Raw genomic sequence first — 24,867 nt, 5'->3', positions numbered from 1 at the left:
ACTCTGCTTACCGAATCGCGTTGATCAGGGATGTCCGTAGCGTATCGGCCGCCCCGTGGCGGGGAACTCGGACGACCCGGCCGCCCGTACCGACACACGTGCCGTCCACCGGCACGCGTCGACAGCCGGCCGGTGCGCCGTCGGCGCGGGTTCCGGGGGCGGGAGAGGGGGTTCAGGTGGGGATCGATCCAGGACTGCGCCGGCTGGCGCTGGGCACGCTGCTGGCCGCGTACCCGGGGCCGGTGCCGCCGGACTGGGCGGTCGCGCTGGTCGCCGAGGGGCTGGCCGGGCACACCCTGTTCGGCGGCAACGTGCACGACCCGGGCCAGCTCGCGGCGGGCACCGCCGCGTTGCGCGCCGCCCGGCCCGACGTGCTGCTCGCCATCGACGAGGAGGGTGGCGACGTGACCCGGCTGGCGCACGCCACCGGCAGCCCGTACCCGGGTAACGCGGCGCTCGGCGCGGTCGACGACACCGCGCTCACCCGGGAGGTCTACGCGGCGATCGGCGGTGAACTGGCCGCCGTCGGCGTCACCGTCGACCTGGCCCCCACGGTCGACGTGAACACCGCCGACGAGAACCCGGTGATCGGCACCCGCGCGTTCGGGGCCGACCCGGGCCGGGTGGCCGCCCACACGGCCGCCGCCGTGGCGGGTCTCCAGTCGGCGGGGGTGGCGGCCTGCGCCAAGCACTTCCCCGGCCACGGCGCGACCGTCGCCGACTCGCACCACGAACTGCCCACCGTGGACGCCGACGCGGCGCTGCTGCGGGCCCGCGACCTGCCGCCCTTCGCGGCGGCGGTCGACGCGGGCGTGCAGGCGGTCATGACGGCGCACATCCGGGTGCCGGCGCTGACCGGGGACGGCCCGGCCACCTTCAGCCGGGCCGTCCTGGTCGACCTGCTGCGCGGCGAGTACGGCTTCACCGGCGCGGTGGTCACCGACGCGTTGGAGATGAAGGGCGCGACCGTCGCCGCCGGTGGGGTCGGGCCGGCCGCCGTACGGGCCCTGGCCGCCGGGGCGGACCTGCTCTGCCTGGGCGCGAAGGTCGACGCCACGCTGGTCGAGCGGGTGGTGGCCGAGATCGTCGGGGCGCTCGGGGACGGCCGGCTGGACCGGGCCCGGGTGGAGCAGGCCGCCGGTCGCGCCGCCGCGCTCGCCGCCTGGACCGGCGCGGCCCGCCCACCCGGTCCCACCGGCCCCGTCGAGGTCGGCCTCGGGTACCGGGCCGCCCGCCGGGCGGTGCGGGTGGAGGGCGACCCGACCGGGCCGGCACGCCCGCTCGTGGTGCAGGTGTACGCCGCCGCCACCGTCGCCGAGGGCCGGGTGCCGTGGGGGCTGGGCCCGCACCTGGCCGACGTCGAACAGCTCCGGGTGGTCGCCGCCGAGGTCGACCCGGCCACGGTACGCCGGCTCGCCGGGGACCGGCCGGTCGTGCTGGTCGGGCGGCACCTGCACCGGCTGCCCGGCGGTCCCGCGCTGGTCGAGGCGCTGGCCGCGACGCATCGGGTGACGGTGGTGGAGATGGGCTGGCCGGGGCGGTGGCGGCCGGCCGGGGTACGGGCCTTCGTCACCACCTTCGGCGCGAGCCACGCCAACGGTCGCGCGGCGGCGGAGGTGCTCGGCCTGACCGGCTGACGGGCCGTCCCCCGACGGGCGGGGCACCTGCGCGGGGCGGGACGGCCCGGTCAGCGACGCCAGGGTGCCGGGTCGCCGTGGTCGTCGGGAAGGCCGAGCAGCCGGCCCACCGCGGTGATCCGCAGGACCCGGGACACTACCGGTTGCGGGTCGACCAGCCGCAGGGTGGCCCCCCGGCCGACCGCCTCGGCCGCCGCGTGCAGCAACGCGGCCACCCCCGTCGAGTCGAGGAAGGTGACGGCCGTCAGGTCGACGACGATCTCCGACAGACCGGGGTGGCACAGCGCCTCGTCGAGGTCGCGTTGCAGCCCGGGGACGGTGGCGACGTCCAGGTCACCCACCGGTGCCAGGACCACCCGCCCGTGCCCCTCGCCCGGCGTCGGCAGCTGCATGTCAGTCCACTCCTGGCCATCCGGCCGTCCCCGACCGCGCGCCGGTTCTCGCCGCGACGCCCGACCCTACCGGGGGCTCCTGACACCACCCTGCCGGGCAGCCACCGGAGCGAACGACGAGCACGTTGCGTCACCGGGCCTCGACGGCGAACTTTCCCTTAACCCCAGCTCAAGTCCATTACTGGACAGAGAGAACCCGCCGACCACCCCTTGCCGAGCCAGCATCCGAGTACGTAGCGTGACCAACACCGAGGTCGACCGGTGGACACCGGTCACGGCGGGGCCTGGGGCAGGCAGCGGACCGTGGATCCGGCCCGGGATCCACGGTCCGCGCCGCCGGCCGGGCCGCGCTCTCACGTCGGGTAGACGCCGTAGGTCGACCAGCCCCGGTCGGCGAACCCGGCGGCCTCGGCGACCCGGGCGGAACCGGTGTTCGCCGGATCGTGCCGGTAGGTGGGGACGGCGCCCTCGTCGAGCACCCGACGGGCGGCCTGCGCGACGAGCCGTCGGGCCAGCCCCCGGCCGCGCGCCGCGGGCACCGTGCCGACGGCCAGCTCGTGCCCGTACGCGTCGTGCCGTTTGATGCCGACGCCGGCGAGGTAGCCGCCGTCGGCGTCCCGCACGACGAGCACCTCGCGGTCGAACAGGTGCAGCCAGGGTGGCAGGGCGGGGTCGGTGGGGGCGGTCCAGGTGCCGACGTCGGGCAGCGGGGCCGGCGCGAGGCACCACCGGAACACGTCGTCGTTGACCACCCAGGCGGGTTGCCCGACCAACGCCGGCAGCGCCCCGTACAGGGCGGGCCGGGGCCCGGCGGCCAACTCCCGGACGGCCGCGACCAGCCCGGACGGCACGGAGAGCACGGTGCTGCCGGCGGCCCGGACCGCGACCGCCGGGCGGACCCGGCCGTCCCAGGCCGGACGTGTCCGCCGCCACGAGCCGACCACGTGCAGGCCGGGCGGTGCCGGCCACTGCCCGAGCCAGGTCGCCAGGTGCAGGTACAGCCGCCGGTCCAGCACCGCCCGCCCCTCTCAGCCCGTGGGTCGCTTCATGATCCACGGTACGCCGGGCCGCCACGGCCGACGCCCGGTTGCCGGGAGCGCGTCACGGGTAGAGGGAACCGGACCGTGAGCTGCCTCACCGGAACCCGGTCCATCGACCGTGCGTCATATCTATTTCCATACATGGACACCTTTCTTTGGGACGGTAATGGCCATGCCTATGCAGCCGAACGAGCGGTACCAGCAGGACAGCGCACGAGTGTGGAACACGGCGGGGGGTGCCGGCCGGTTTCCGGCCCAGCCGCGCTACCGGGAGGCCCGGTGCGGTCGCGGCGTCAACGCCCGACTGTCCTGGGGCGAGCTGAACACCCTCCCCGCCGGCATCTCCTCCCGGCGCGGCCTCACCGCCCGCTGACCCGGCACGGCGCGCCCGCGACGACGGCCCCGGTCCGTCCCCCGTGGCCCCGGCGGACGCGCCCCGCAGCGGCGACGCACCACCGCACCGACCCGTCGGTGCCACCACGCGACCCCCGGCGGCTGCGCCACGCGCCGGCCGTCCCACCGGGGTGTCCGGCCGGGGCGTTCGCACACCTGTCGGGTAGCGTCTTGTGGTCGATTCCGGCCAGCGACAGGAGAACCGCAGCGCATGGGCAAGAAGACGATCCACGTCTCCGACTTCAGCGGCACGGTGCTGCGTCCCGACGACGAGGTGGTCCGGGTCGTCGTGCTGGAGCATCCCGACCTGGTGGCCGGGCCCGTGCAGTTGGACGCCACCGTGACCGAGGTGGAGGGCATCGACGACGCCGCGCTCGACGTGGCGGTGGTCGAGATCCACGACCGGCACGCCGGCGGGGAACCGCGTCGGGTGGTGCTGACCGCCAGCGAGTTCGACGCGATGGCGACCGACACCCCGATGGCGCAGTTGCTGCGTACCGCCGAGCGGGTGCGTCCGCCGAAGGCCCGCAAGAGCGCCGAGAAGATCGACTACGGCACCCTCGACCACGCCGGGAAGCCGCACCGGGGGCGGGTCACCGAGGAGGAGGCCCGGCTGGTGCGCGAGCAGCTCGACGAGGTCAACAAGCGCCTCGCCGACGCCGGCATCCGGCAGATCGACCCGACCGACCCGGAGCACGCGCTGCGGTACGGCTTCCCCACCGGCGACTGACCGGCCGGCCGGGCGCGCCCCCGGTGCCGTGCCCGGCCCCGGCCCGTCGCACCCTGGCCTGCCGCACCCCGCCCTGTCGTGCCGGACGGGCCGGTCACGTCGGGCCGTTACTTGCCGGCGAATCCGGCGAGGGCGGCGGCCAGCTGGGCCTCGGCCCGCTCCTTGGTCAGGCCGAGGCCGGACAGCACGCCCGTGCCGTCCTCCAGCTCGAGCAGGGCCAGCAGGATGTGCTCGGTGCCGACGTAGTTGTGCCCGAGCCGCAGCGCCTCCCGGAAGGTGAGTTCGAGGGCCTTCTTGCCCTGTGCGTCGTACGGGATCAGGTCGGGGACCTGGTCGGACGCGGCGGGCAGCGTCGCGGTGACCGCCTCCCGCACGGCGTCCGGGCCCAGCCCCTCGGCGACCATGGCCTTGGCGGCGAGGCCGTCGGGTTCGGCGAGCAGGCCGAGCACCAGGTGTTCCGGGCGGATCTCCGCGTTGCCGGCGCCGCGGGCCTCCTCCTGCGAGGCGATCACCACGTTGCGGGCGCGTGGGGTGAACCGGCTGAAACCGGCGTTGGGGTCGAGCGTCGCGGCGGCGTCGGCCTTCGCGGCGGAGCGCTTCTGGGCGGCCTGCTTGCTCACCCCCATGCTCTTGCCGATCTCGGTCCACGAGGCCCCGGAGCGGCGGGCCTGGTCGACGAAGTGGCCGATCAGGTGGTCGGCGAGGTCGCCGAGGTGGTCGGCGACGAGCACCGCGTCGCTGAGTTGGTCGAGCGCGTCCGGCCGGGCCTTCTTGATGGCCTGGATCAGCTCGTCGAGGCGGACAGGGTGTGGGAGCTGAGCGGGTTCCGTCATGCGTCAACCATAGGTTGACGCACCGCGATCGTCAACCGGAAGTTGACGATCGGGACTGTCGGGTGAACACCGGCACCTCCGCCATCCGTCGATCCCCCGCCGCACCCGATCCGGGCGGGCCGCCCGTGCTCCGATAGCGTGCGGCGACGGACCGGGTCGGGTCGGGTCGGGTGACGTTGCGGGAGGATCGGGATCATGCGGTTGCACGTCGGCTGCGCGATGTGGACCCACCGGTCCTGGCAGGGGCGGCTGATCGCCCACCCGCTGCCGGCACACGAGCGACTGCGGCACTACGCCGGCTGGTGCGACGCGGTCGAGGGAAACACCACGTTCTACGCCACTCCGACCCGGGAGACCGTGGAGTCCTGGGCGCGGCAGACCGGGCCCGACTTCCGCTTCGTCCTCAAGCTGCCGAAGGTGGTGACCCACGAACGGCGGCTCGTCGACGCCGACGCGCCACTACGCGACTACTTCGACGCGATCGCCCCGCTCGGCGGCCGGGCGCACGCCCTGTGGATCCAACTGCCGGGGTCGTTCACCCCGACGGACGTCCCCGCGCTCGCCGACCTGCTGCGCCGGCTGCCCGCCACCCACCGGTACGCCGTGGAGGTCCGGCACCCCGCGTTCTTCCTGGAGCCCCGCGCGACGCGCCTGCTGGAGGGGGTGCTCGCCGAGGTGTCCGCCGAGTGGGTCCCCTTCGACACCACCGCGTTCTTCCGCACCCCGCCGACCAGCGACGCGGAGCGGGAGGCGTGGACGAAGAAGCCCCGCCTGCCGTTGCGGACGGCGGCGCTGACCGACCGGCCGATCGTCCGCTATCTCGGCCGGGACGCCGAGTCCGAGACGGTCGAGGGCTGGCAGCGCTGGGTCGAGATCACCGTCGACTGGTTGCGGGAGGGCCGTTCGCCCACCGTGTTCGTGCACACCCCGGACAACGCCGACGCACCCCTGCTCGCCCGCCGGTTCCACGACGAGGTACGGGCCCGGGTCCCCGCCCTGGCCCCGCTGCCCGAGCCGATCCCGACCGGGCCGCTCACCCTGTTCTGACCGCCCCGCACCCCCGCCGGCGGGGCCCGGGACAACGCGCGCCGATCGATACCGAAAGTTTCGAGTATTCGATCCGGATATCCCGTCGAGTGCACTTCCCGCCGAACACCCCAATGCGGCGTCCCACCTGCGTCTCACCACGTCACCCGCACAGGACATGTGATTGACGTTTCTCAATGTTATGCCTACAGTTCCGAAAGAGTAACCGAAAGTTTACCGAAAAGATGATCGGCTCCGGCTGACCGCCGTGGCTTCTCCCCGAGCTGACGCAGGCGGTGCCGGACCGGCACGCCGACGAGCCAGGAGGAACCGGAGACATGACGCAGGTCGTCCTGTTCGCGATCGACATCTGCGCGGTGGCGCTGCTCGTGTTCGGGCTCTACTTCCCCCGACACCGACGCCGCGACCTCGTCGTCGCCTACCTGGGGGTCAACGTCGGCGTCCTCGCGGTGGCCAGCGCCCTGAGCGCCAGCAACGTCGGTGCCGGGGTCGGGCTGGGGATGGCCCTGTTCGGCGTCCTGTCCATCATCCGGCTCCGCTCGACCGAACTCGACCAGCACGAGGTCGCGTACTACTTCTCGGCGCTCGCCCTGGGCCTGCTCGGCGCGCTGGGCACCCGCTCGGTCTGGCTCAACGGCGGGCTGATGGCGCTCATCGTCGCGGTGATGTTCCTCGGCGACCACCGCCGCGTGTTCCGGCACTACCGGCACCAGGTCCTGGTGCTCGACTCGGCCCTCACCGACCACGTCGCCCTCGTCGCCCACCTGGAACAGCTGCTCAACGCCCGGGTGCACGTCGCCACCGCCCAGCGGGTCGACCTGGTCAACGAGACCACCGTGGTCGACGTGCGCTACTCGGTGGCCCGTCGTACCCCGGCGTCCGCCCCCGGTTCACCGGCGGTGGCGGGAGCACGTCGATGACCGCGCCGCCGTTCACGTCGGTGCTGGCCGGCCTGCCCTGCGTCGAACTCGCCGAGCTGATCGACCGGGCCGCGCTGCAGAGCCGGGTGGACCGCAAGTACGTCGTTCCGCTGGACGAGTTGCCGGGCCTGCTCGACCGGATCGCCCCGTACGCCCGGGTGCTGGACATCGGCGGCACCCGCACCTTCCGCTACGAGTCGGTGTACTTCGACACCCCGTGCCTGGCCAGCTACCACGGCGCGGCGTACCGGCGGCGGCGGCGCTTCAAGGTGCGCACCCGCACCTATCTCGACTCGGCGGAGTGCTGGCTGGAAGTCAAGATCAGCGGAGCCCGGGGGCTTGTCACCAAACACCGGCTGCCCTACCGGACGGAAGACCGTCGTACCGTCCGGTCGGGACGGGACTTCGTCGACGAGGCACTCGACCGCGAGTCCATCCGGTCCGCCCCCGCCGGTGGTCATCTCGAACCGGTGCTGGTGACCGGCTACCGGCGCACCACGCTGCTGCTGCCGGCGACCGCGAGCCGGGTCACCATCGACACCGACCTGCACTGGCAGGACGACCACCGGACCCTGGGCCTGCCCGGGGTCGCCGTGGTCGAGACCAAGACCCGGTCGGCGGCCGGCCCGGTCGACCGGCTGCTGTGGCAGCGCGGCACCCGACCCGCCCGGATCTCGAAGTACGCCACCGGCCTGGCCGCCCTGCGACCGGACCTGCCGGACGTGCCGTGGCGGCGGACGCTGCGCCGCCACTTCCGCGACGCCACCGGGTCGGCGGCACCGGCACCGGCCCCCACCACCCCCCGAGTCACCCAGGAGACATCGTGCGTCTGACCGTTCGCCCGCCCACCCGGCGTGCCGTCGGGATCGCGGCCGTGGCCGTGCTCCTCACCGGACTCCTCGTGCCGCACACGGCACAGGCCGGACCATCCGCCGCGACCCCCGGCCCGCCCGCCGCCCGCGCCGGGGTCACCACCGGCCTGGACACCTCCGCCGCCGACGCCGTCGCCGCCGTCGGGGCGGCGGACGAGCTGGTCGGCGACATCGTCTTCTCCCGGCCGAGCGGCACCTTCCAGGGGGAGGTGACGGTCTCGCTGAGCACCGCGATCGGCGGCGCGCAGTTGCGGTACACCACCGACGGCCGGCTGCCCACCGCCCAGTCGTCGCTGTACGCGGGCACGCCGCTGCGGTTCACCCGCACCACCCAGCTACGCGTGCAGGCCTTCGTCGGCCAGACCGCCTCCGGTGCGCCGGGGACCGCCATGTACGTCGCCCAGAACGTCGCCACCGCCCACGACCTGCCGGTGGTCCTGCTCGACTCGTACGGTGCCGGCAAGCCCGGCCGCGAGTACCTCGACGCCACCGCCATGGTCTTCGAGCCGGGCGGCGGTGGCACCACCTCGCTGGCCGCGACCCCGACGGTCGCCACCCGCGCCGGATTCCACCTGCGCGGCCAGTCGTCGGCGTCGTTCGAGAAGACGCCGTACCGCGTCGAACTGCGGGGCAACGACAACGACGACGCCGACTACCCGGTGCTGGGCATGCCGGCCGACTCCGACTGGGTGCTGCGCGGGCCGTTCAGCGACAAGGCGTTGATCCGGGAGGCGCTCGTCTACGACCTCGGGCGCGAGATGGGCATGCCGGCGCCGCGGTACCGGTTCGTGGAGTTCTATCTCAACACCGACGCCGCCCCAGTGGCCGCCGGTGACTACATGGGCGTCTACATGCTGGTCGAGACGATCAAGAACGCCAAGAACCGGCTCGACCTCAAGCAGCTCGACGAGGACGACCTGACCCTGCCCAAGATCCAGGGCGGGTACATCTGGAGCTTCGAGTGGCTGGCCGCCGAGGAACCGACGCTGACCTGCACCGGTCCGGCGGCGACCTGCTGGAACTACCTGGAGGTGCGGGACCCGTCACCGTTGCAGGCGCCCCAGCGGGACTGGCTGCGGGGCTACGTGCAGGAGTTCCACGACGTGCTGCGGGCACCGAACTCCGCCGACCCGGTCACCGGCTACCGGAAGTACATCGACGTCGACTCGTTCGTGGACCAGATGGTCCTCAACGAACTCAGCCGGGAGATGGACTCCTACATCCGCAGCGCGTACTTCTACAAGGACCGGGACACCAAGATCTTCGCCGGCCCGCTGTGGGACTACGACCTCACCTTCGGCGTCGGCGGCTACTTCGGCAACGACCAGATCGCCGGCTGGCAGTACCAGCAGACCCGGCAACCGCTGGCCAACGACTGGTTCCCGCAACTCGTACGCGATCCGGCCTTCGTCAACCAGCTCCGGTCCCGCTGGCAGACGCTGCGCCGGGGCCTGCTCGCCGACACCGCCCTGCAGAGCCGGATCACCGCGCTGGCCGCACCGTTGACCAACGCCGCGCAGCGCAACTTCCAGCGCTGGCCGAACCTGACCGCGCCGATGGTCGGCCCCTTCTACACCCCGACCGCGTCCACCTGGCAGGGCCAGGTCCAGGCCATGCGGGACTGGATGCTGCGCCGGGCGGCCTGGTTGGACTCCACCGCCGGTTGGGGCGGCCCGGTCACCACCCCGCCCCCGTCGCCCACGTCACCCGCCCCGACCACCCCGCCGCCCACCACCACCCCACCGCCGACGACGACCCCGCCGCCGCCCACCACGACCCCACCCCCGGGCACCGCCCGCTGCACCGCGACGTACACCGTGACCAGCCAGTGGACCGGCGGGTTCCAGGGCGAGGTACGGGTCAACGCCGGCACCTCGGCGATCAGCAACTGGGCCGTGACCTGGACGTACACCAACGGCGAGCGGGTCACCCAGGCATGGAACGCGACAGTGACCAGCCAGGGCGCGACGGTGACCGCCCGTAACGTCGCCTACAACGGCACACTCGCCGCCGGCGCCAGCACCTCGTTCGGGTTCCTCGGCTCGTCCACCGGCGGCCCCGGCGTCCCGGTGCCGAGCTGCACGACGGGTTGACCCCGGACCACCTGGCACCGGCCGGTCCCCGCCGCCGGTGCCGGGTGGCGTCGGGTCGTCAGTCCCCGGCCGCGCTCCCGGTCATCGCCCGGGCCAGCCGCTCCCGGACCCGGGCGGCGTCCGGGTGACCGAGGTCGTCGAAGATGTCCAGCGCCCGCCGCCAGGTCCGCAGGGCACCGTGGACGTCCCCCGCCGCCTGCCGGGTCTCACCGAGCCGGGTCAGGGTGTCGGCCTCGTCGTACCGGTCACCGATGCGTCGGTACAGCGCCAGCGCCCGACCGTAGCAGCGGATCGCCCGCCGGTGCTGGCCCAGCCGGTCGTGGATGAAGCCCAGGCTGTCCCAGGTGTTCGCCTCGCCGTGCCGGTCGCCGGTCGGGCGCAGCAGCATCAGCGCCTGGGAGCAGTGCTCCAGCGCCGGCCCGTACTGGCCGAGTTGGGCGTGCGCCCAGCCGACCCCGTTGCGGGCGCTGGCCTCCCCGGCCAGGTGACCGGCGGCCCGGTAGAGCGCCAGCGCCCGCTGCCCGTGCTCCAGCGCCTCGGCGTACCGGCCGAGCCCGTCGAACATCGCACCGAACGCCCGGTGGGTGCGTGCCTGCCCGGTGTGGTCGCCCAACGCGCCGAACAGGATCAGCGCCTCCCGGTAGTGCGCGACCGCCTCGTCCAGCCGACCCAACCGGCAGAGCACCCGGGCCAGGTCACGGTGGGCGTTCGCCTGCCCGACCCGGTCCCCCGCCTGCTGCGCCCCGGCCAGGGCGGCCTGCTGGGCGGCGGCCAGGTCCAGCCAGTTCCCCCGGCGCTGGAGGAAATCCACCAGAGTCCAGGCCAGTTGCCAGGCGTGCCCGTCGAACCCGGTACGCCTCGCGTGCGAGACCGCCGCCAACAGCACCGGGTACTCGGTGGTGAACCAGGCCAGGGCCGGACCGTGGGCGGTGAGCTCCTCGGGCGTCACCCCGGGCGGGGCGGCGGCCAGCGTCACCGGGTCCCGACCTGGTTGCAACAGCAGCGCCGCCGTGTGTGCGGTGTGCAGGTAGTGGTCCAGTCCACGCCGGACCGCCGCCTGCCGCTCCTCGGCGGGGTCGAGGCTCTCGGCCAACTCGCCCGCGTACGCCCGCAGCAGGTCGTGCGCGGTGAACCGGCCGGGGGCGTGTTCGGTGACCAGGTGGGCGTGGGCCAGTTCGGCCAGCAGCCGGGCCACCTGGCTGCGGGGCAGGCCGGCCAGGCTGGCCGCCGCGGCGATCCCGATGTCCGGCCCCGGGTGCGAGCCGAACAGCCGGAACAGTCGCGCCGCCGCCGGGGTCAGGTTCCGGTACGACCAGGAGAAGACCGACTGCACGTCCGTCCCGGTGTCCCCACCGTCGAAGGAGTCCAGCAGGCGCGGCGACTCACGTAGCTCGTCGACGATGGTGGCCAGCGGGAACGTGGGGTGCGCCGCCCCGCGCGCGGCGAGCACGGCCAGCGCCAGCGGCAACCGTACGCAGCGTTCGATCATCTCGTCGACCGCCTGCGGTTCGACGGTCAACCGGTCCGGGCCGAGCCGCCGGGCGAGTAGTTGCCACGCCTCGGCGGTGCTGAGCAGGTCCACGGCGATCTGCCGGGCCCCCTCGGCGGTGATCAGCCCGGCCAGCCGGTTGCGGCTGGTGACCAGGAACAGGCAGCCGGGACTGCCGGCCAGCAGCGGCCGTACCTGCTCGACGTCGCGGGCGTTGTCCAGCAGCACCAGCATCCGCCGGCCGGCGAGCAGGCTGCGGTAGAGCCCCACCTGGGCGGGCAGGTGGGTGGGGATCCGCTCGGGCGGCACCTCCAGGGCCTCCAGGAAGCCGCGTACCGCCTCGGCGGGTGTGACCACCGCGCCGGTAGCGTCGAATCCGCGCAGGTCGACGTAGAGCTGCCCGTCGGGGAAGCGGTCGGCGACCCGGTGGGCCCAGTACACCGCCAGGGTCGTCTTGCCGACGCCGGCCGTACCCGACAACGTCATCGTGGTGGCCGACTCGCCATCGCCGGGCGTGCCGTGGCCGGCGCAGCCGGCGGGCATGCCGTGGCCGGCGCAGCCGGCGTCGAGCTGGGCGAGCTGCGCGGCGCGGCCGACGAACCCGGGCAGCGCCGGGGGCAGTTGGCGGGGCACCGGCAGCCGGGCCGGCGTGCCACCGGCCCGGCCACCGGCGGACCGGGGCCGGACGACCGCGCGACCGGCCCGACCGGTGGACGGGTGTTCCGGGCTGGCGAGCCGGCGACGCTCCTCGACCCGGTCCCGCGCGGTGGCCAGCGCCCCCTGCTCGGCGGGGCTCGCCCCGAGCAGCCGGATCAGGGTGTCGAAACGCTCCGGCGGGGGCAGGATGTTCCCGGCGAAGTACTCCCCGATCACCCCCCGCGACCAGCCGGTCTTCGCCGCGAGCTGGCGGTAGGTAAGCGGGGTCTCGCCCTGTTGCCGGGCCTCCCGGCGGCGGAGCTGACGCAGCAGGGCGGCCAGTTCCGCAACGGTGTGTATCCCGGTGTCCAGTGGGGACATCGTCGACGCCGAACGGACTGTCCCGGCCATCGGCTGCCGAGCGCCCGAAGGGACCCGTTGGTCGGTCATACGGCCTCCACCCCCCGGCCATCCGTCGCCCCGGATTGCCGACAGGGGGAGGGTATGACCGGCGGCGCAGCGTCGGGTAGGCGACCGCCGATGTATGACAGTTCCATGTCGGTCCGGTTTCGCCCGCCGTGGCCGCCCGGCGTCCGTCCCCCGTCCGTCCGGCGCTGTCCGGGGGTGTCCGGTGGTGTCCAGGATGCCCGGCCGGACACCCCCGGCACCTGCCAATGTCCCCAGGGCGGGTCGAGGCCCGCACCAAGAAACCCTGGGGAAGGGGTACGTATGTCTCGTCCACAACCGACCGTGCTGCGGTCGACCGGGCTGCTGCGCCGGGCCGCCGCCGCGGCGTTCGGCGTCACCATGCTCGTCGCCGGGGTGGCCACCGCACCGGCCACCGCCGCGCCCGCTCCCGCCGCCGGGGGCAAGGCGACCGCCGCCGGCTCGTTCATCGACAGCACGCCGGTGCCGGGCGGCTTCGCCTCCTGGAAGGAGCTGCTCGAACTCCAGCAGCGGATGAACAACGCCGCCGCCCGGATCACCAAGATCGCGCAGCGCGACGCGAAGTCCGGTTTCGCCGGTGTGATCGCCGATCCCACCGCCCGGAAGCTGCAGGTCTTCTGGAAGGGCGAGGCGCCGGCCAGCCTGGTGGCGACCAGCCGGGCCACCGTGCCGACCGAGGTGCTGCCCGCCGCGTACACCCGCCGGGAGCTGGACGTCGCGGCGGCCAAGCTGCGCCGCTCGGCCGGTGACAAGATCACCACGGTCGGGCCGCGCGCCGACGGCGCGGGCCTCCTCGTCGGCACCCAGAACGGCCTGCTCGGCGCGGCCAGCATGGCCGGCGTCCCGGTGACCGTGCAGACCGGGGTCTCTGCCTCCCCCGCCACCCGGTGGGACGACACCGCGCCGTGGTGGGGCGGCGGCGCGTGGCGCAACGCCACCACCGGTGGTGGCTGCTCGACCGGCTTCGGGGTCTTCCAGGGCGGGTCGGCGCGGATGCTCTCCGCCGCGCACTGCGGCAACATCAACAACGCCGCGACCGACCCGACCGGGCAGTCGATCGGCATCGTCGGCACCCGCAACGCCGGCACCGACACCCTGCTGCTGTCGGGCAGCTCGGGCGGCCGGGTCTTCAACAACAGCACCGACGCCAACGGCGCGGTGGTCAGCGAGTTCAGCAACCAGGTGATCGGCGCGCAGGCCAGCCAGGTCGGCAACTTCGTCTGCACCTCGGGGGCGTACTCGGGGACCCGGTGCTCGATCCAGGTCAAGGCCCGGAACCTGTGCATCAACGTGCGTGACTTCGGCACGGTCTGCGGCCAGGTCCAGGCGGAGAGCACCACCCGCACCAACGCGGTCGGCCAGGGCGACAGCGGCGGCCCGGTGGAGATCGTCAACCCGGCGAACACCCTCCAGGTCTGGGCCACCGGCACCAACACCGCCATCGACGACGGCGGCGCGGCGACCGCCTGCACCGGCTACCGGCCCACCGGCCGGGTCTGCGCGTGGCGGATGTACTACGAGGACATCATCTCCGGGATGGCCGGCGTCGGCGCCTCGGGCGTGATCCTCGGCTGACGGACCGACCCCCGCTCGACGGGGGGCGGCGGAGGAGGGTGGACCGGCGCGACCCCGTGCGCCGGTCCACCCGACGGCCGGGCCGGTACGCGTACCCCGCGTACCGGCCCGGCCGTTCGTGGTCCCCGTCGACAGGTCGAAGTGGGATTCACGGAATCGTCAACCGGTATGGCGGCATCATCTTGTGACATCGTCGTACGTCACTAATTCACGACAAATACCGGCGGAGGTGAAAACAATCGACGCCACCCGGCGGCCGGCAGCCGACACGGGTAGTGCAGATACTTTGACAGAGGTGCACAAGCTGCCCATCATCCCCACAACCGAATAACTGCCATAACTGGCCGTATTTGAATCCTTGCTTTCCGCACACGACATTGTTAGCCTCGTACGCACCCCGCTCCCATTGCGGGCCGTAATTGTCACCCGGATCACGCGAACTCGTACCGAAAGACCTCGCACACGGATTTGGGAAAATCATGGAAACTGTGCGGCCGATGTCATGACAGCCACCCCCACCGCAGCGGTGCAGCCGGGCGGGAGTTCCCACCGGGGCGGCGATTTCCACCGCTACTGGATCGCCGGAGCGATCGACCAGATCGGATCGCAGGCCACCGGCATAGTGCTCCCGCTGCTCACCCTCGCCGTGACCGGGTCACCGGCGGCGGCCGGGCTGGTGGGCGCGCTGGCCCTCACCGGTCGCCTCGTCGCCGCGCCGGTGGCGGGGGTGCTGGCCGACCGGCTGCCGCGCCAACGCATGATGGTCGTCTCGCTGCTGGTCGCCGCCGGCGCGATGACCGCGATCCTCGTCTCCGTCGCGGCCGGCGTGCCGACCCTCGGGCTGCTGGCCGCCGCCGCGTTCGTCGAGGGGGTCGCGCAGAGCGGTTACGAGGCCGCCGGTGCCGGCGCGATCCGGCGGCTGCTGCCCGCCGACGACCAGAAGGCGCTGGCCCGGCTGGAGGCCCGCAACAACGCCGCCCGGATCGTCGGCCCACTGCTCGGCGGCGCGCTCTACCAGCTCGCCCGCTGGCTGCCGTTCCTGGCGGACGTGGTGTCCTACCTGGTCGCGGCGGCTCTGGTGGCCACCATCCGCACCGACCTCACCCCCGAGCGCAGGGAGCGCACCTCGTTCCGCACCGACCTGCGGGAGGGGCTGCGGTTCGTCTGGCGGCAGCCGTTCCTGCGGTTCGTGACGATCTGGGCGGCCGGCATCAACGTCACCTTCGGCGCGCTGGTCTACTACGCCATCCTGACCGCCGGCCGGCAGGGCGCACCGGCCGCGTCGATCGGCCTGATCCTCACCATCGCCAGCGTCGGCGGCCTCGTCGGCGCGCTGGCCGCCCCGATGGTCTTCAGCCGGGTCCGGCCGGTCACCGTCATCGTGTTCGCCTCATGGGCCATGGTCGGGCTGGTCGTCGCGATGTCCCAGGCCCGGCAGACCTGGAGCTACGGCCTGCTGTTCGGGCTGGTCTTCCTGCTCAGCCCGCTGCTCGGGGTGATCTTCCAGTCCCGGGTGATCGCGTTGACTCCCGACGGACTCCAGGGTCGGGTGGCCACCGTGATGGGCACCGTCGGCGAGGTGCTCCAGACGCCCGCACCGCTGCTGGCCGGGGTGCTGGTCGCCTGGTACAGCCCCGCCACGGTCGCCCTGGTGTTCGCCACCGCGCTGGCGCTGCTGGCCACGTACACCACGCTCGTCGCGCGCCGGCTCCGCACCGGCTCCGGCGCGACGGTCGGCACCGACGACAGCGCCGCCGCCGACCCCGACGGCGAGCAGACCGCCGACGGCGACGCCGGGGCCAGCTCCGACCCCGAGGAGGCCCACCGATGAGTCGCGGCCACCGGCTGTTCTACCCGGCGCTGCCGGTCGTCGCCGAACACGCGCCGCACCGGGCCGTCTACGTCGGCGACGCCGACGGCCGCTGCGAGATCCTGGCCTGGGACCGCGCCGCCGGCACCGCCCGGCAGGTGACCGACCGCCCGGCCGGCACGGTCCGGGCGGCGCTCGACCCGGCGGGGGCCACCATCTGGTGGTTCGACGACGACCTCGGCGGCGTGGGCACCTGGCGGACCTGCGACTTCGACCGGCCCGACCGGTCGGTCGAGGCGCTGCCGTCGGTGCTGCCCGCCCGGCACGCCGGTATCGCGATGGCGGCCGACGGCACCACCGCCGTCGGCCTCTCCGACGACGGCGGGATGACCGTCTTCCTGCGTACCGGCGACGGTCGGGTCGACGAACGCGTCCACGTCGGCGGCTACGCCTACCTGGTCGACCTCGACCCGGCCGGGCGGCTGCTGGTGGTCGGCGGCGACGCCGCCACCGACCCGGCGGTCACAGTCTTCACCGCCGACGGCACCCGGGTGGCCGGCATCCCCGGCGGACCGGACCGTCGGGTGTGGGCGCTCGGCTTCGCGCCGGGCGTCGACCCGGCCCGGCTGCTGCTGGTGGTGGAGGACGAGGGGGGTTACCTCCCGGCCACCTGGACCGCCGCCGAGGGGGTGGTCCGGCACGGGTGGTGCCGCTTCGACACCGAGATCACCGCCGGCTGGTTCCCCGACGGGCAGCGGCTGCTCGTCCGGCAGGACAGGCACGCCCGCACCCTGCTGCACGAGGTGGACCTCGCCGCCCGCACCCGGACGGTGGTCGACACCCCGGCGGGCAGCGTCCTGGACGCCGCGGTCTGGCCCGACGGCGACGTCGCCTACGTGTGGACCGACTCGGTGACCCCGCCGCAACTGCGCTCCGTGCGGGGGGTGGAGCTGCCCGAACCCCCCGGTGGCCGGCCCGACCCGGGCGGACCGGACGCGGTCGCGGCACCTGCGGACTACCGCCGCGAGGAGATCCGGGTGCCCGGGCCGGGCGGCCCGGTCCCCGCCCTGGTGGCCCTCCCGGCCGACCGGGAAGGCCCCCGGCCGGCCGTCTTCCTGGTCCACGGCGGGCCGTTCCAGCACGCCCGCGACGCCTACGACCCGCTGGTCGAGATCCTGGTCAGCACCGGCTGCGCGGTGGTCCGGGTCAACTACCGGGGCTCCAGCGGGTACGGCGCGGCCTGGCGCAACGACTTCTCCGCCGGGGTCGGCCTCACCCAGTTGGAGGACCTCGCCGCGGTGCGTGCCCACCTGGTCGCCGAGGGGGTCGTCGAGGACCGGCGCACCGCCCTGTGGGGCACCTCGTGGGGCGGCTACCTGACCCTGCTCGCGCTCGGCCGGCAGCCGGAGCTGTGGCGGCTCGGGATCGCGATCAGCCCGGTGGCCGACTACGTCGCCGCGTTCGAGGCGGCCACCCCGGCGTTGCGGGCGCTGGACGTGCTGCTGTTCGGCGGCACCCCGGACGAGGTGCCGCAGCGCTACGCCCGGTCCTCGCCGGTCACCTACGTCGACCGGGTCCGGGCGCCGGTGCTGCTGGCCGTCTCCACAGGTGACGTGCGCTGCCCCCCGGCACCGGTGGAGCACTACGCGCGGCTGCTGGCCGAGCGCCGCATCCCGCACCAGGTGGTCCGGCGGCGGGCCGGACACGAGGACTTCGACGCACAGAGCCATCTGGCTCTGATGCAGACCGTGCTGCTGTTCATGCAGCGGCACTTCGACGGCGTGCAGGACGAAGGCACCCCGGTCGCGCTCGCGATGGCGCGACCGGTGGGCTGACCCCGGCACGTGACCCGGTCCCCTCGATAACGGAAAGGAGGTGAACGACATGCGCAAGAACGTTGTCGAGAACGACCCGATCAACGGCAACCGCGACCAGCTTCGGGCCTCGAACGTCTCGGTCACGGTCACGGTCAAGGTCAGCTTCTAGTGGCCGTACGGGGTGTGGGCCATCCGCCCAGGCAGGTGGCCCGCGCCCCGTATCCCCCTCATCCGGCCCGGACATCACGAGAAAGGAGAGTTCACGTGCGGGTTCTGCTGGTCAATACGCCCTGGACTTCCATCGACGTCCCCTCGTTGGCGATTGGAATCCTCACCAACAGTGTCCGCCAGAAATTGCCGGATGCCGAGGTGGAGGCGGTCCACGCGAATCTCGACTTCGTCGACTGGGTGGTCGACCGGACGGAGTTCGGGCTGAGCGACTATTACTACTACTCGTTGTTCACCTATTTCGCCGGTTGCGGCGACTGGGTCTTCTCCTCCGCGCTGTACGACGATCCGCAATGGCGGGTGAAAGAGTTCACCGACCGCGTCCGGACCCAGATGACGGAGCGGGAACTCGCGCTCAACCTGGAGCTGCACCGGTTGGCGCCGGAGTTCGTCGCCGAGCTGGCCGACCGGATCGTCGCCCGGGAACCCGACGTGGTCGGCTTCACCTCCACGTTCCAACAGAACGCCGCCGCGCTCGCCACGGCGCGGGCGGTCAAGAAGCGGGCCCCCGGCATCCGTACGGTGATGGGCGGCGCGAACTGCGACGGCGAGCAGGGTGCCGCGATCCACCGCAACTTCGCGTTCGTCGATTTCGTGGTCCGTGGCGAGGGCGAGGCGGTGTTCCCCCGGCTGCTAGCCGCGATCGGCGCGACCCTGCCGGCGGCGGACGCGACCCTGCCGACCGCCGACGCGACCCTGCCGGCGGCCGGCGCGGTGCCGGCGGACGCGCTGACCGGCATCGAGGGCCTGTGCTGGGCCGACGCCGACGGCCGTTCGGTGGCGAACCCGATGAGCAGCAACCCGCTGCCGCCGGCCGAGATCGTCGCCCCGGACTACGGGGGCTACTTCGAACGGCTGGCCGCCTCCCGGGCCCGCAACTGGGTCGAGCCCCGGCTGGTCGTCGAGGGCGCGCGGGGCTGCTGGTGGGGCGAGAAGCACCACTGCACGTTCTGCGGCCTCAACGGTTCGTTCATGCAGTTCCGCAGCAAGCACCCGGGCAGGTTCTACGACGAGATCATCGAGCTGGTCGAGCGGCACCAGGTGCTGGACATGTTCGTCGTCGACAACATCCTCGACATGAGCTACGTGACCTCGCTGCTGCCCCGGCTCACCGAGTCCGGCTACGACCTGCGCCTGCAGTACGAGATCAAGTCGAACATGAAGGGCCCGCAGGTGCAGGCGCTGGCCGACGCCGGCCTGGTCAGCGTGCAGCCCGGCATCGAGAGCCTGAGCAGCCGGGTGCTCAAGCTGATGGACAAGGGGGTCAGCGGTTGCCTCAACATCCGGATGCTGCGCGACGCCGAGACCAGCGGGATCACCATCGCCTGGAACTACCTGTACGGGTTCCCGGGCGAGACCGACGCCGACTACCTGCCGGTCATCGAGCAGATGCCGGCCCTGCACCACCTGTGCCCGGCCGACGGCAGCACCCGGATCGCCATCGAACGGTTCAGCCCGTTCTTCGTCCGCCCCGAACTCGGGTTCACCGACCTGCGGCCGGCGGCGCAGTACCGGCTGATCTACGACCTGCCCGAGTCGGAGCTGATGGACCTGGCGTACCTGTTCGACGTCCCGCCGCAGGGCATCGACGGCGAGACGGCCGACCGGCTGGACCGGGCGGTCACGCAGTGGCAGCACGAGTACGCCCGCAGCCGGCTCACCCACCACGACCTCGGCGACGAGATCGTGCTGGTCAGCCGGCGCAAGCACTTCGACTGGCACGTGCTGCGGCTGACCGACCCGGTCGAGGTGGCCGTCTTCCGGCAGCTCGACCAGCCGCACGGCATCGCCGCGTTGAGCCGGCGGCTGTCGGTCGACGAGCCGGTCCTTACGGCGTTGCTGCGGCGCTGGCGCGATCTCGGCCTGGTCTACGAGGACGCGGGGCAGTTCATCCAGATCGCCCCGCAGGCGATGAACCAGGATCTGCTGCGCATCGACCACCTGCACCTGGAACGGGCAGCCGCGGAGGCCGGAGCCGCCGCCGAGACGGGTGAGCCGGCCGTGCTCACCGCGGTCTGAGGGGAGGGAACGTGTCCACCACCGACACCGGTCTGCGGCCCATCCTGGTCGGTCTCGCCCGGGACCACGACCCGGCAGTCCTGTCCATTCCCGGCATGACCATCGGTCCGGCCGAGCTGCGTGAGCCGGCCGCGGACGCGGTCGCCCGCTGGCGTGCCGAGGGGGTCCGCCGGGTCGACCTTCCCGACGCGGTGGACCTGACGGTCACCGGGGACGACGCGACGGCCGTCGACACGGTCCGCCGGCTGGTGCTGGTCCGGGAGCTGACCAGCCACGGCATCGCCGTGGACTGGCGGCTGCGGCTGCCCGGCGTCGAGGCCGACGAGTGGCTCCCGTACAGCCACCTGCGGGCGCCGGTCGAGCTGCTCCCCGCGCCGGGCGGCGAGGGTGACCCGGTCGCGCAGCTCGACGCCTGGGTCAGGGGTTTCTACTTCGACAAGTGCACCTTCCGTCGGGGCCCGGGGTTCGTCCAGGTGCGGGACCGCCGTTCCGGTCGGTTGAACCTGCTGACCATCGACGATCCGGCCTACCTGGCGGTGCTCGACCAGTTGCTGGACGGTGCCGCCGTCACCGGGGTCGACCTCGCCATCGCCCGGGACTTCGGCGCGGAGGGCCTGGTCACGAAGATCGGCGAGCTGCTGGTGTGGCTGCCGCACCGGCTGCGCCGCTGGCCCCTGCCGTCGATGGTGATCTGACCGTTCGGCGCCGCCGCGTCACGGACCGCCCGTCCACCCGCCCGCACCCCCGGGCCGGTGGGCGGGCGGTCCCGCGTTCGACCCCGGCTGGTGGTTCCCGAAAGTTTCGGGTATACAGGGTAGGTGGCCCCCTCGCGGCCGAATTAACACATGCCCTTCGCGGCCCCATCTCGGTGACAGCCGACGTCAACCCGTCGAAATCGGTTCCGCGTCGGACCGCTGCTCAGGACGATGTTTCGGGAAGATTTCCGAAACTTGTTGACAGGCGGAGCATCGACACCCTACCGTCGCCATCGACGGCACTCGATGCTGTCGACACCACCCACCGCGACCCGTCCCCCCGGTTCTGCTGGACGACCGGCCCACCACCACATGGTGGCACCCACGCAATGACCGGCTGCCGCACCTGGCCACGGACAGTCCACCGGGTCGTACCGCGTCGCTGGCGTCCGCCAGCTGTCACGAGGAGGAACACGTACATGAGCGACACCTCAACCCGACCGCGAAGGAGCGGTCGCCTGCGGCTGCTGCTCAGCGCCGCGTGCGCCGCGGCGCTCGCCGTCACCGGCACGTTCATCGCCTCGCCCAACGCGTACGCGGAGAACGACCGGACCCTCACCTCCAACCTCACCGGCACGCACAACGGCTACTTCTTCTCGTTCTGGAAGGACAGCGGCAACGCCAGCATGACGCTGCGCGCCGACGGCCGCTACAGCAGCAGCTGGGACCGGAGCACCAACAACTGGGTCGGCGGCAAGGGCTGGGCCACCGGCACCCGGCGGACGGTCAGCTACTCGGGCAGCTACAACCCGGGCAACAACAACACCTACCTCGCCCTGTACGGCTGGACCCGCAACCCGCTCATCGAGTACTACGTGGTGGAGAACTTCGGCAACTACAACCCGAGCAGCGGCGCCACCCGGATGGGCACGGTGACCACCGACGGCGGCACCTACGACATCCTGCGCAGCCTGCGGGTCAACGCCCCGTCGATCGACGGCAACCAGACGTTCTACCAGTACTGGAGCGTCCGGCAGCAGAAGCGCAGCAGCGGCACCATCACCACCGCCAACCACTTCGACGCCTGGGCCCGCGCCGGCCTGAACCTCGGCACCAACCACAGCTACCAGATCATGGCGACCGAGGGCTACCAGAGCCAGGGCAGCTCCGACATCACCGTCCGCGAGGGCGGCAGCGGCAACCCGACCAGCGGTCCGACCGGCAACCCGACCACCCCGCCCGCCGGCGGCAACTGCACCGCGGTGCTCTCGGCCGCCGAGCAGTGGGGTGACCGGTTCAACCTGAACGTCGCGGTCAGCGGCACCAGCAACTGGGTGGTCAGTCTCGGGCTGAACGGCGGCCAGAGCATCCAGAACAGCTGGAACGCCTCGGTCAGCGGCACGAGCGGCACCGTCACCGCCAGGCCGAACGGCAACGGCAACAACTTCGGCATCACCATCATGGCGAACGGAAACTGGACCTGGCCCACGGTCAGCTGTCGAACGGCCTGACCCCGACCAGTTCCTGAGCGCACGCGACGGCGGGCGGTCCCGGTGGCACCGGGACCGCCCGCTTGCTGCGTCAGGTGTGGCTGCTCAGCCGCGTATCCACTGCTGGTTGCTGCCGCCGTTGCAGGTCCAGAGCTGGACGGCGGACCCGTTGGCGGTGGCCCCGCCGTTGATGTCCAGGCACAGCCCCGAGGCGACCCCGACGATCGTGCCGTCGGCGTTGAGCCGCCACTGCTGGTTGGTGCCGCCGGTGCAGCTCCAGATCCGGGCCCGGGTCCCCGACGCGGCGCTCGCCACGTCCAGGCACTTGTTGCCGTAGACGGTGAGCTGGTTGGTCGAGGTGAGCGACCAGCGCTGGTTGGCGCCGCCGTTGCAGTCCCAGATCTGCACCACCGCGCCGTCGGTCTGGCTGGCCCCGTTGACGTCCAGGCACCGGTTCGAGCCCGCGCCCCGGATCTCACCGGTCGGGGTGCCCGGGGAGCCGACGGCGGTCACCGAGAGGTTGTCGAACTGGGCGGTGACGCCCTGGCCGGTGCCGTACCCGATCTGGCCGGCGACCCAGGTGGAGTCGGTGGCCGTGCCGACGGTGGTGCCGTCGATGGCGGCGGTCAGGGTGCTGCCGTTGAGCGTGAACGACAGGTTGTGCCACCGTCCGGTGCCCAGCGCCGAGGTGTTGCCGCTGGCCAGGGTGCGCCAGTTGCCGCTGGTGTTGTTGCTGCGGATCGACCAGGCCCCGCCGTCGGTGACCCGGAAGTAGTACCCGTTCATGTTCTGCGGGCCCTGGTGGTTGTAGGTGTTGCCGCGCCCGATGAGCTGCGCGTAGCCGGACTTCTCCAGCAGCACGTCGGAGGAGACCGTGTAGTTGCGCCAGGTCAGGTCGCCCAGCAGGGTGTACGGCTCGGCCTGGCCGGAGGTCCAGTAGATCGGTGCCTGCTCGGACATCTGCCGTACGCACTGCCCGCTGCGACCGGCGGCGCACCCGGCGATCTCGAACGAGCCCTGCTGGTCCATCAGGTACCGCGCCTCGCGGCCGGTGGCGTACGAGTCGAAGGTGTCGGTGTACGGCAGCTTCAGGTTGCCCTGCGCCGGGCTGACCGCCGTGCCCTTGCCCTGCCCGTTGGTGGTGGTGATGCTGTAGACGTAGCCGGGCTGGACGGTGAGCGAGAAGCGCCCGCCGCTCGGGGTGATGTCGCTGCCGCGGACGAAGTGGTCGGCGGTGTTGTTGGAGCGTACGTTCGTCGACCAGACCCGTACCGTGCCGGTGGACAGGCCGCCGGTGACGGTGAAGTCGAGGGTCTGCGCGCCACCGGCGTCCATCGTCTCGATGATGGTGCTGTAGTCGCTGTTGTTGGTGGACTTCAGCGAGACGTAGCTGCCGTTGTTGCGGTTGCCGCCGATGTACCCGCTCGACGCGTCGAGGTAGCGCCAGCCCGGTGCGGTGAACTGGGTCGTCTGCGCCATCACCCAGGCGTTCTTGCCGATCGAGTAGGCGCCGGACCACGGCTGCTGGGCCACCGCCACGCCCGTGGTCGCCCAGGGGATGTTCGGGGTGATGGCGGCGATGACCGGCCAGTTGATGTACGCGGTCATCTTGCCGTCGAGGTAGCCCCGGTTGATGCCCCGGGCGAGCGCCTGTGCGCCCGCGTTGTAGTCGTCGGAGCCGTTCTCGCTGGCCCACAGCGACTTGCCGGTGGACACCGCGTTGTTGGAGCTGGGGCAGCTGGTCTGGGCGCTGCGGTAGCCGCAGACGTAGTGGCTGCCGAAGACCTGCACGGCGTTGCCGAAGGCCGGGTCGCGCAGCGACTCGTCGGCCGCGCCCCAGCCGAAGTCGTCCGAGGCGACGATCTTGACGTTGCTGTAGCCGCGGGCGTTGAGGGTGGAGCGCAGGTTCTTGTACCAGCTGGCGTTGTACCCCTTCTCGTTCCACCCGCCCAGGTAGTTGATGGTCAACCCGTGGGTGCCCGCGCAGTCCAGCCAGGCCACCAGGTAGTCGATCGAGTCGGTGGACCAGAAGTTGCCGTTGCCGATCCAACCGGGCGCACCCCAGGCCAGGCCGACCAGGGCGATGTTGGGGTTACGGGCCCGGGCCTGCTCCATCATCCACCACTCGTAGCCCCGGTTGCAGTTGATGCTGCCCCGGGTGTGCTCGTGGCTGGGCTCGGCGCCGGAGGTGGAGTTGGTGTCACCGCCGACCTCCACCTTCATCAGCTGCATCGCCGCGCCGTAGCCCGGCTTGAACAGGTAGTCCAGGATGTCGCTGCGCTGCGGCTCGGGGTAGTCGACGAGCAGCCGGCTGTTGCCGCCGCCGCCGCTGACCGCGCCGATGCCGTCCAGCGCCCGGCCGCCGGACCCGCCGTTGATCGTGATCGCGGTCGCCGCCTGAGCGGGCGAGGCGATCCCGGTGAGCACGGCCGCCGCCGCGACCGTCGCCCCGAGCAACGATACGGCCCACCGCCGGGGACGCCATCCGCTGTGCCATGGTCCACGCGGTGCCCCGCCGCCACCCACACCCCGTCGACGACTTGTTGAACTGAACATCTGACTCGCCTCCCCAGCCGGTCTCCGGCCCCGAAGCTCTCCGGCGCGGGACGGGACGCTGCCCGTCAACCCGCGCGGCCCTGACATCGTTGATCATCGATGATCAGACGTCACATGTTAGGCACCGTAACGCGCGCCGGTCAACGTC

Annotated in this window: 18 protein-coding genes; 13 read left to right on the top strand and 5 right to left on the bottom strand. The window is 72.7% G+C overall.

From position 1 onward, the window contains the following. Nucleotides 1–176: 176 nt before the first annotated feature. Nucleotides 177–1,637 carry a glycoside hydrolase family 3 N-terminal domain-containing protein gene (locus ACN261_RS15365; protein ID WP_425850754.1) on the top strand — a complete coding sequence of 487 codons (1,461 nt, stop codon included), beginning with the start codon at nt 177–179 and terminating at the stop codon, nt 1,635–1,637. Between the two features lie 50 nt (nt 1,638–1,687). Here ACN261_RS15365 and ACN261_RS15360 read toward each other — a convergent pair whose 3' ends face one another. Together ACN261_RS15360 and ACN261_RS15355 are read right to left on the bottom strand one after the other, a co-directional pair. After that, nucleotides 1,688–2,029: an STAS domain-containing protein gene (locus ACN261_RS15360; RefSeq protein ID WP_421485978.1), complete on the bottom strand. Its 342-nt coding sequence runs from the start codon at nt 2,027–2,029 to the stop codon at nt 1,688–1,690. Nucleotides 2,030–2,382: 353 nt separating this feature from the next. Next, complete coding sequence (locus ACN261_RS15355; RefSeq protein ID WP_425850752.1) at nt 2,383–3,045, bottom strand: GNAT family N-acetyltransferase; 663 nt, start codon at nt 3,043–3,045, stop codon at nt 2,383–2,385. Between the two features lie 196 nt (nt 3,046–3,241). Between ACN261_RS15355 and ACN261_RS15350 the strand changes: the two genes are divergently transcribed. After that, nucleotides 3,242–3,442, top strand: a complete 201-nt coding sequence (locus ACN261_RS15350) for a DNA repair protein (protein WP_204923689.1) — start codon at nt 3,242–3,244, stop codon at nt 3,440–3,442. 231 nt (nt 3,443–3,673) lie between these two features. Then, nucleotides 3,674–4,192: a hypothetical protein gene (locus ACN261_RS15345; protein ID WP_425850750.1), complete on the top strand. Its 519-nt coding sequence runs from the start codon at nt 3,674–3,676 to the stop codon at nt 4,190–4,192. Nucleotides 4,193–4,299: 107 nt separating this feature from the next. Here the strand turns inward: ACN261_RS15345 and ACN261_RS15340 are convergent, their stop codons facing one another. Beyond that, nucleotides 4,300–5,025, bottom strand: a complete 726-nt coding sequence (locus ACN261_RS15340) for a Clp protease N-terminal domain-containing protein (RefSeq protein WP_421485972.1) — start codon at nt 5,023–5,025, stop codon at nt 4,300–4,302. Between the two features lie 219 nt (nt 5,026–5,244). Between ACN261_RS15340 and ACN261_RS15335 the strand changes: the two genes are divergently transcribed. The 4 genes from ACN261_RS15335 (at nt 5,245) to ACN261_RS15320 (ending at nt 9,957) form a co-directional block, all read left to right on the top strand. Next, the gene (locus tag ACN261_RS15335) at nt 5,245–6,072 is read left to right on the top strand and encodes a DUF72 domain-containing protein (protein ID WP_421487014.1); all 828 of its coding nucleotides are present in this window, start codon (nt 5,245–5,247) and stop codon (nt 6,070–6,072) included. A 317-nt stretch (nt 6,073–6,389) separates the two neighbouring features. Continuing rightward, nucleotides 6,390–6,992 carry a DUF4956 domain-containing protein gene (locus ACN261_RS15330; RefSeq protein WP_421485970.1) on the top strand — a complete coding sequence of 201 codons (603 nt, stop codon included), beginning with the start codon at nt 6,390–6,392 and terminating at the stop codon, nt 6,990–6,992. Further along, entirely contained in the window at nt 6,989–7,825 is an 837-nt protein-coding gene (locus tag ACN261_RS15325; protein ID WP_421485968.1) for a polyphosphate polymerase domain-containing protein, read from the top strand. The genes ACN261_RS15330 and ACN261_RS15325 overlap by 4 nt, the downstream gene beginning before the upstream one ends. Beyond that, entirely contained in the window at nt 7,816–9,957 is a 2,142-nt protein-coding gene (locus ACN261_RS15320; RefSeq protein ID WP_425850746.1) for a CotH kinase family protein, read from the top strand. Before ACN261_RS15325 ends, ACN261_RS15320 begins: the two co-directional genes overlap by 10 nt. A 58-nt stretch (nt 9,958–10,015) precedes the next feature. Here ACN261_RS15320 and ACN261_RS15315 read toward each other — a convergent pair whose 3' ends face one another. Next, nucleotides 10,016–12,463, bottom strand: a complete 2,448-nt coding sequence (locus ACN261_RS15315; RefSeq protein ID WP_425850743.1) for an ATP-binding protein — start codon at nt 12,461–12,463, stop codon at nt 10,016–10,018. A gap of 348 nt (nt 12,464–12,811) precedes the next feature. Between ACN261_RS15315 and ACN261_RS15310 the strand changes: the two genes are divergently transcribed. The 6 genes from ACN261_RS15310 to ACN261_RS15285 all read left to right on the top strand — a co-directional run bounded on the left by ACN261_RS15310 (nt 12,812) and on the right by ACN261_RS15285 (nt 22,184). After that, nucleotides 12,812–14,104, top strand: a complete 1,293-nt coding sequence (locus ACN261_RS15310) for a hypothetical protein (protein WP_425850741.1) — start codon at nt 12,812–12,814, stop codon at nt 14,102–14,104. Between the two features lie 502 nt (nt 14,105–14,606). Further along, a complete protein-coding gene (locus ACN261_RS15305; protein ID WP_421485963.1) occupies nt 14,607–15,935 on the top strand; it encodes an MFS transporter in 1,329 nt (442 codons plus the stop codon). Next, on the top strand, nt 15,932–17,749 hold the full coding sequence (locus ACN261_RS15300; protein ID WP_425850739.1) for a prolyl oligopeptidase family serine peptidase: 1,818 nt from the start codon (nt 15,932–15,934) through the stop codon (nt 17,747–17,749). The genes ACN261_RS15305 and ACN261_RS15300 overlap by 4 nt, the downstream gene beginning before the upstream one ends. 246 nt (nt 17,750–17,995) lie before the next feature. Further along, on the top strand, nt 17,996–19,978 hold the full coding sequence (locus tag ACN261_RS15295) for a RiPP maturation radical SAM C-methyltransferase (protein WP_425850737.1): 1,983 nt from the start codon (nt 17,996–17,998) through the stop codon (nt 19,976–19,978). A gap of 11 nt (nt 19,979–19,989) precedes the next feature. Beyond that, complete coding sequence (locus ACN261_RS15290; protein WP_421485959.1) at nt 19,990–20,673, top strand: DUF5825 family protein; 684 nt, start codon at nt 19,990–19,992, stop codon at nt 20,671–20,673. Between the two features lie 479 nt (nt 20,674–21,152). Next, nucleotides 21,153–22,184 (top strand): glycoside hydrolase family 11 protein, encoded by a 1,032-nt coding sequence (locus tag ACN261_RS15285; protein WP_421485957.1) that lies wholly within the window; start codon nt 21,153–21,155, stop codon nt 22,182–22,184. A gap of 84 nt (nt 22,185–22,268) precedes the next feature. Here ACN261_RS15285 and ACN261_RS15280 read toward each other — a convergent pair whose 3' ends face one another. After that, nucleotides 22,269–24,719: a ricin-type beta-trefoil lectin domain protein gene (locus ACN261_RS15280; protein ID WP_425850734.1), complete on the bottom strand. Its 2,451-nt coding sequence runs from the start codon at nt 24,717–24,719 to the stop codon at nt 22,269–22,271. Between the last annotated feature and the right edge of the window lie 148 nt (nt 24,720–24,867).

The organism is Micromonospora sp. WMMD723 (assembly GCF_049863385.1).
Lineage (GTDB): Bacteria > Actinomycetota > Actinomycetes > Mycobacteriales > Micromonosporaceae > Micromonospora > Micromonospora wenchangensis.
Note: the sequence above shows the minus strand (reverse complement) of the source record. Positions and strands in the feature narration are given on the sequence as shown.

What these genes read in the sequence shown, in the direction of transcription:
- ACN261_RS15335 (WP_421487014.1), top strand. Translation starts at nt 5,245, where the DNA reads ATGTGGACCCACCGGTCCTGGCAGGGGCGGCTGATCGCCCACCCGCTG.
- ACN261_RS15325 (WP_421485968.1), top strand. Translation starts at nt 6,989, where the DNA reads ATGACCGCGCCGCCGTTCACGTCGGTGCTGGCCGGCCTGCCCTGCGTC.
- ACN261_RS15300 (WP_425850739.1), top strand. Translation starts at nt 15,932, where the DNA reads ATGAGTCGCGGCCACCGGCTGTTCTACCCGGCGCTGCCGGTCGTCGCC.
- ACN261_RS15330 (WP_421485970.1), top strand. Translation starts at nt 6,390, where the DNA reads ATGACGCAGGTCGTCCTGTTCGCGATCGACATCTGCGCGGTGGCGCTG.
- ACN261_RS15350 (WP_204923689.1), top strand. Translation starts at nt 3,242, where the DNA reads ATGCCTATGCAGCCGAACGAGCGGTACCAGCAGGACAGCGCACGAGTG.
- ACN261_RS15305 (WP_421485963.1), top strand. Translation starts at nt 14,607, where the DNA reads ATGACAGCCACCCCCACCGCAGCGGTGCAGCCGGGCGGGAGTTCCCAC.
- ACN261_RS15280 (WP_425850734.1), bottom strand. Translation starts at nt 24,719, where the DNA reads ATGTTCAGTTCAACAAGTCGTCGACGGGGTGTGGGTGGCGGCGGGGCA.
- ACN261_RS15285 (WP_421485957.1), top strand. Translation starts at nt 21,153, where the DNA reads ATGAGCGACACCTCAACCCGACCGCGAAGGAGCGGTCGCCTGCGGCTG.
- ACN261_RS15360 (WP_421485978.1), bottom strand. Translation starts at nt 2,029, where the DNA reads ATGCAGCTGCCGACGCCGGGCGAGGGGCACGGGCGGGTGGTCCTGGCA.
- ACN261_RS15310 (WP_425850741.1), top strand. Translation starts at nt 12,812, where the DNA reads ATGTCTCGTCCACAACCGACCGTGCTGCGGTCGACCGGGCTGCTGCGC.
- ACN261_RS15315 (WP_425850743.1), bottom strand. Translation starts at nt 12,463, where the DNA reads ATGTCCCCACTGGACACCGGGATACACACCGTTGCGGAACTGGCCGCC.
- ACN261_RS15340 (WP_421485972.1), bottom strand. Translation starts at nt 5,025, where the DNA reads ATGACGGAACCCGCTCAGCTCCCACACCCTGTCCGCCTCGACGAGCTG.
- ACN261_RS15345 (WP_425850750.1), top strand. Translation starts at nt 3,674, where the DNA reads ATGGGCAAGAAGACGATCCACGTCTCCGACTTCAGCGGCACGGTGCTG.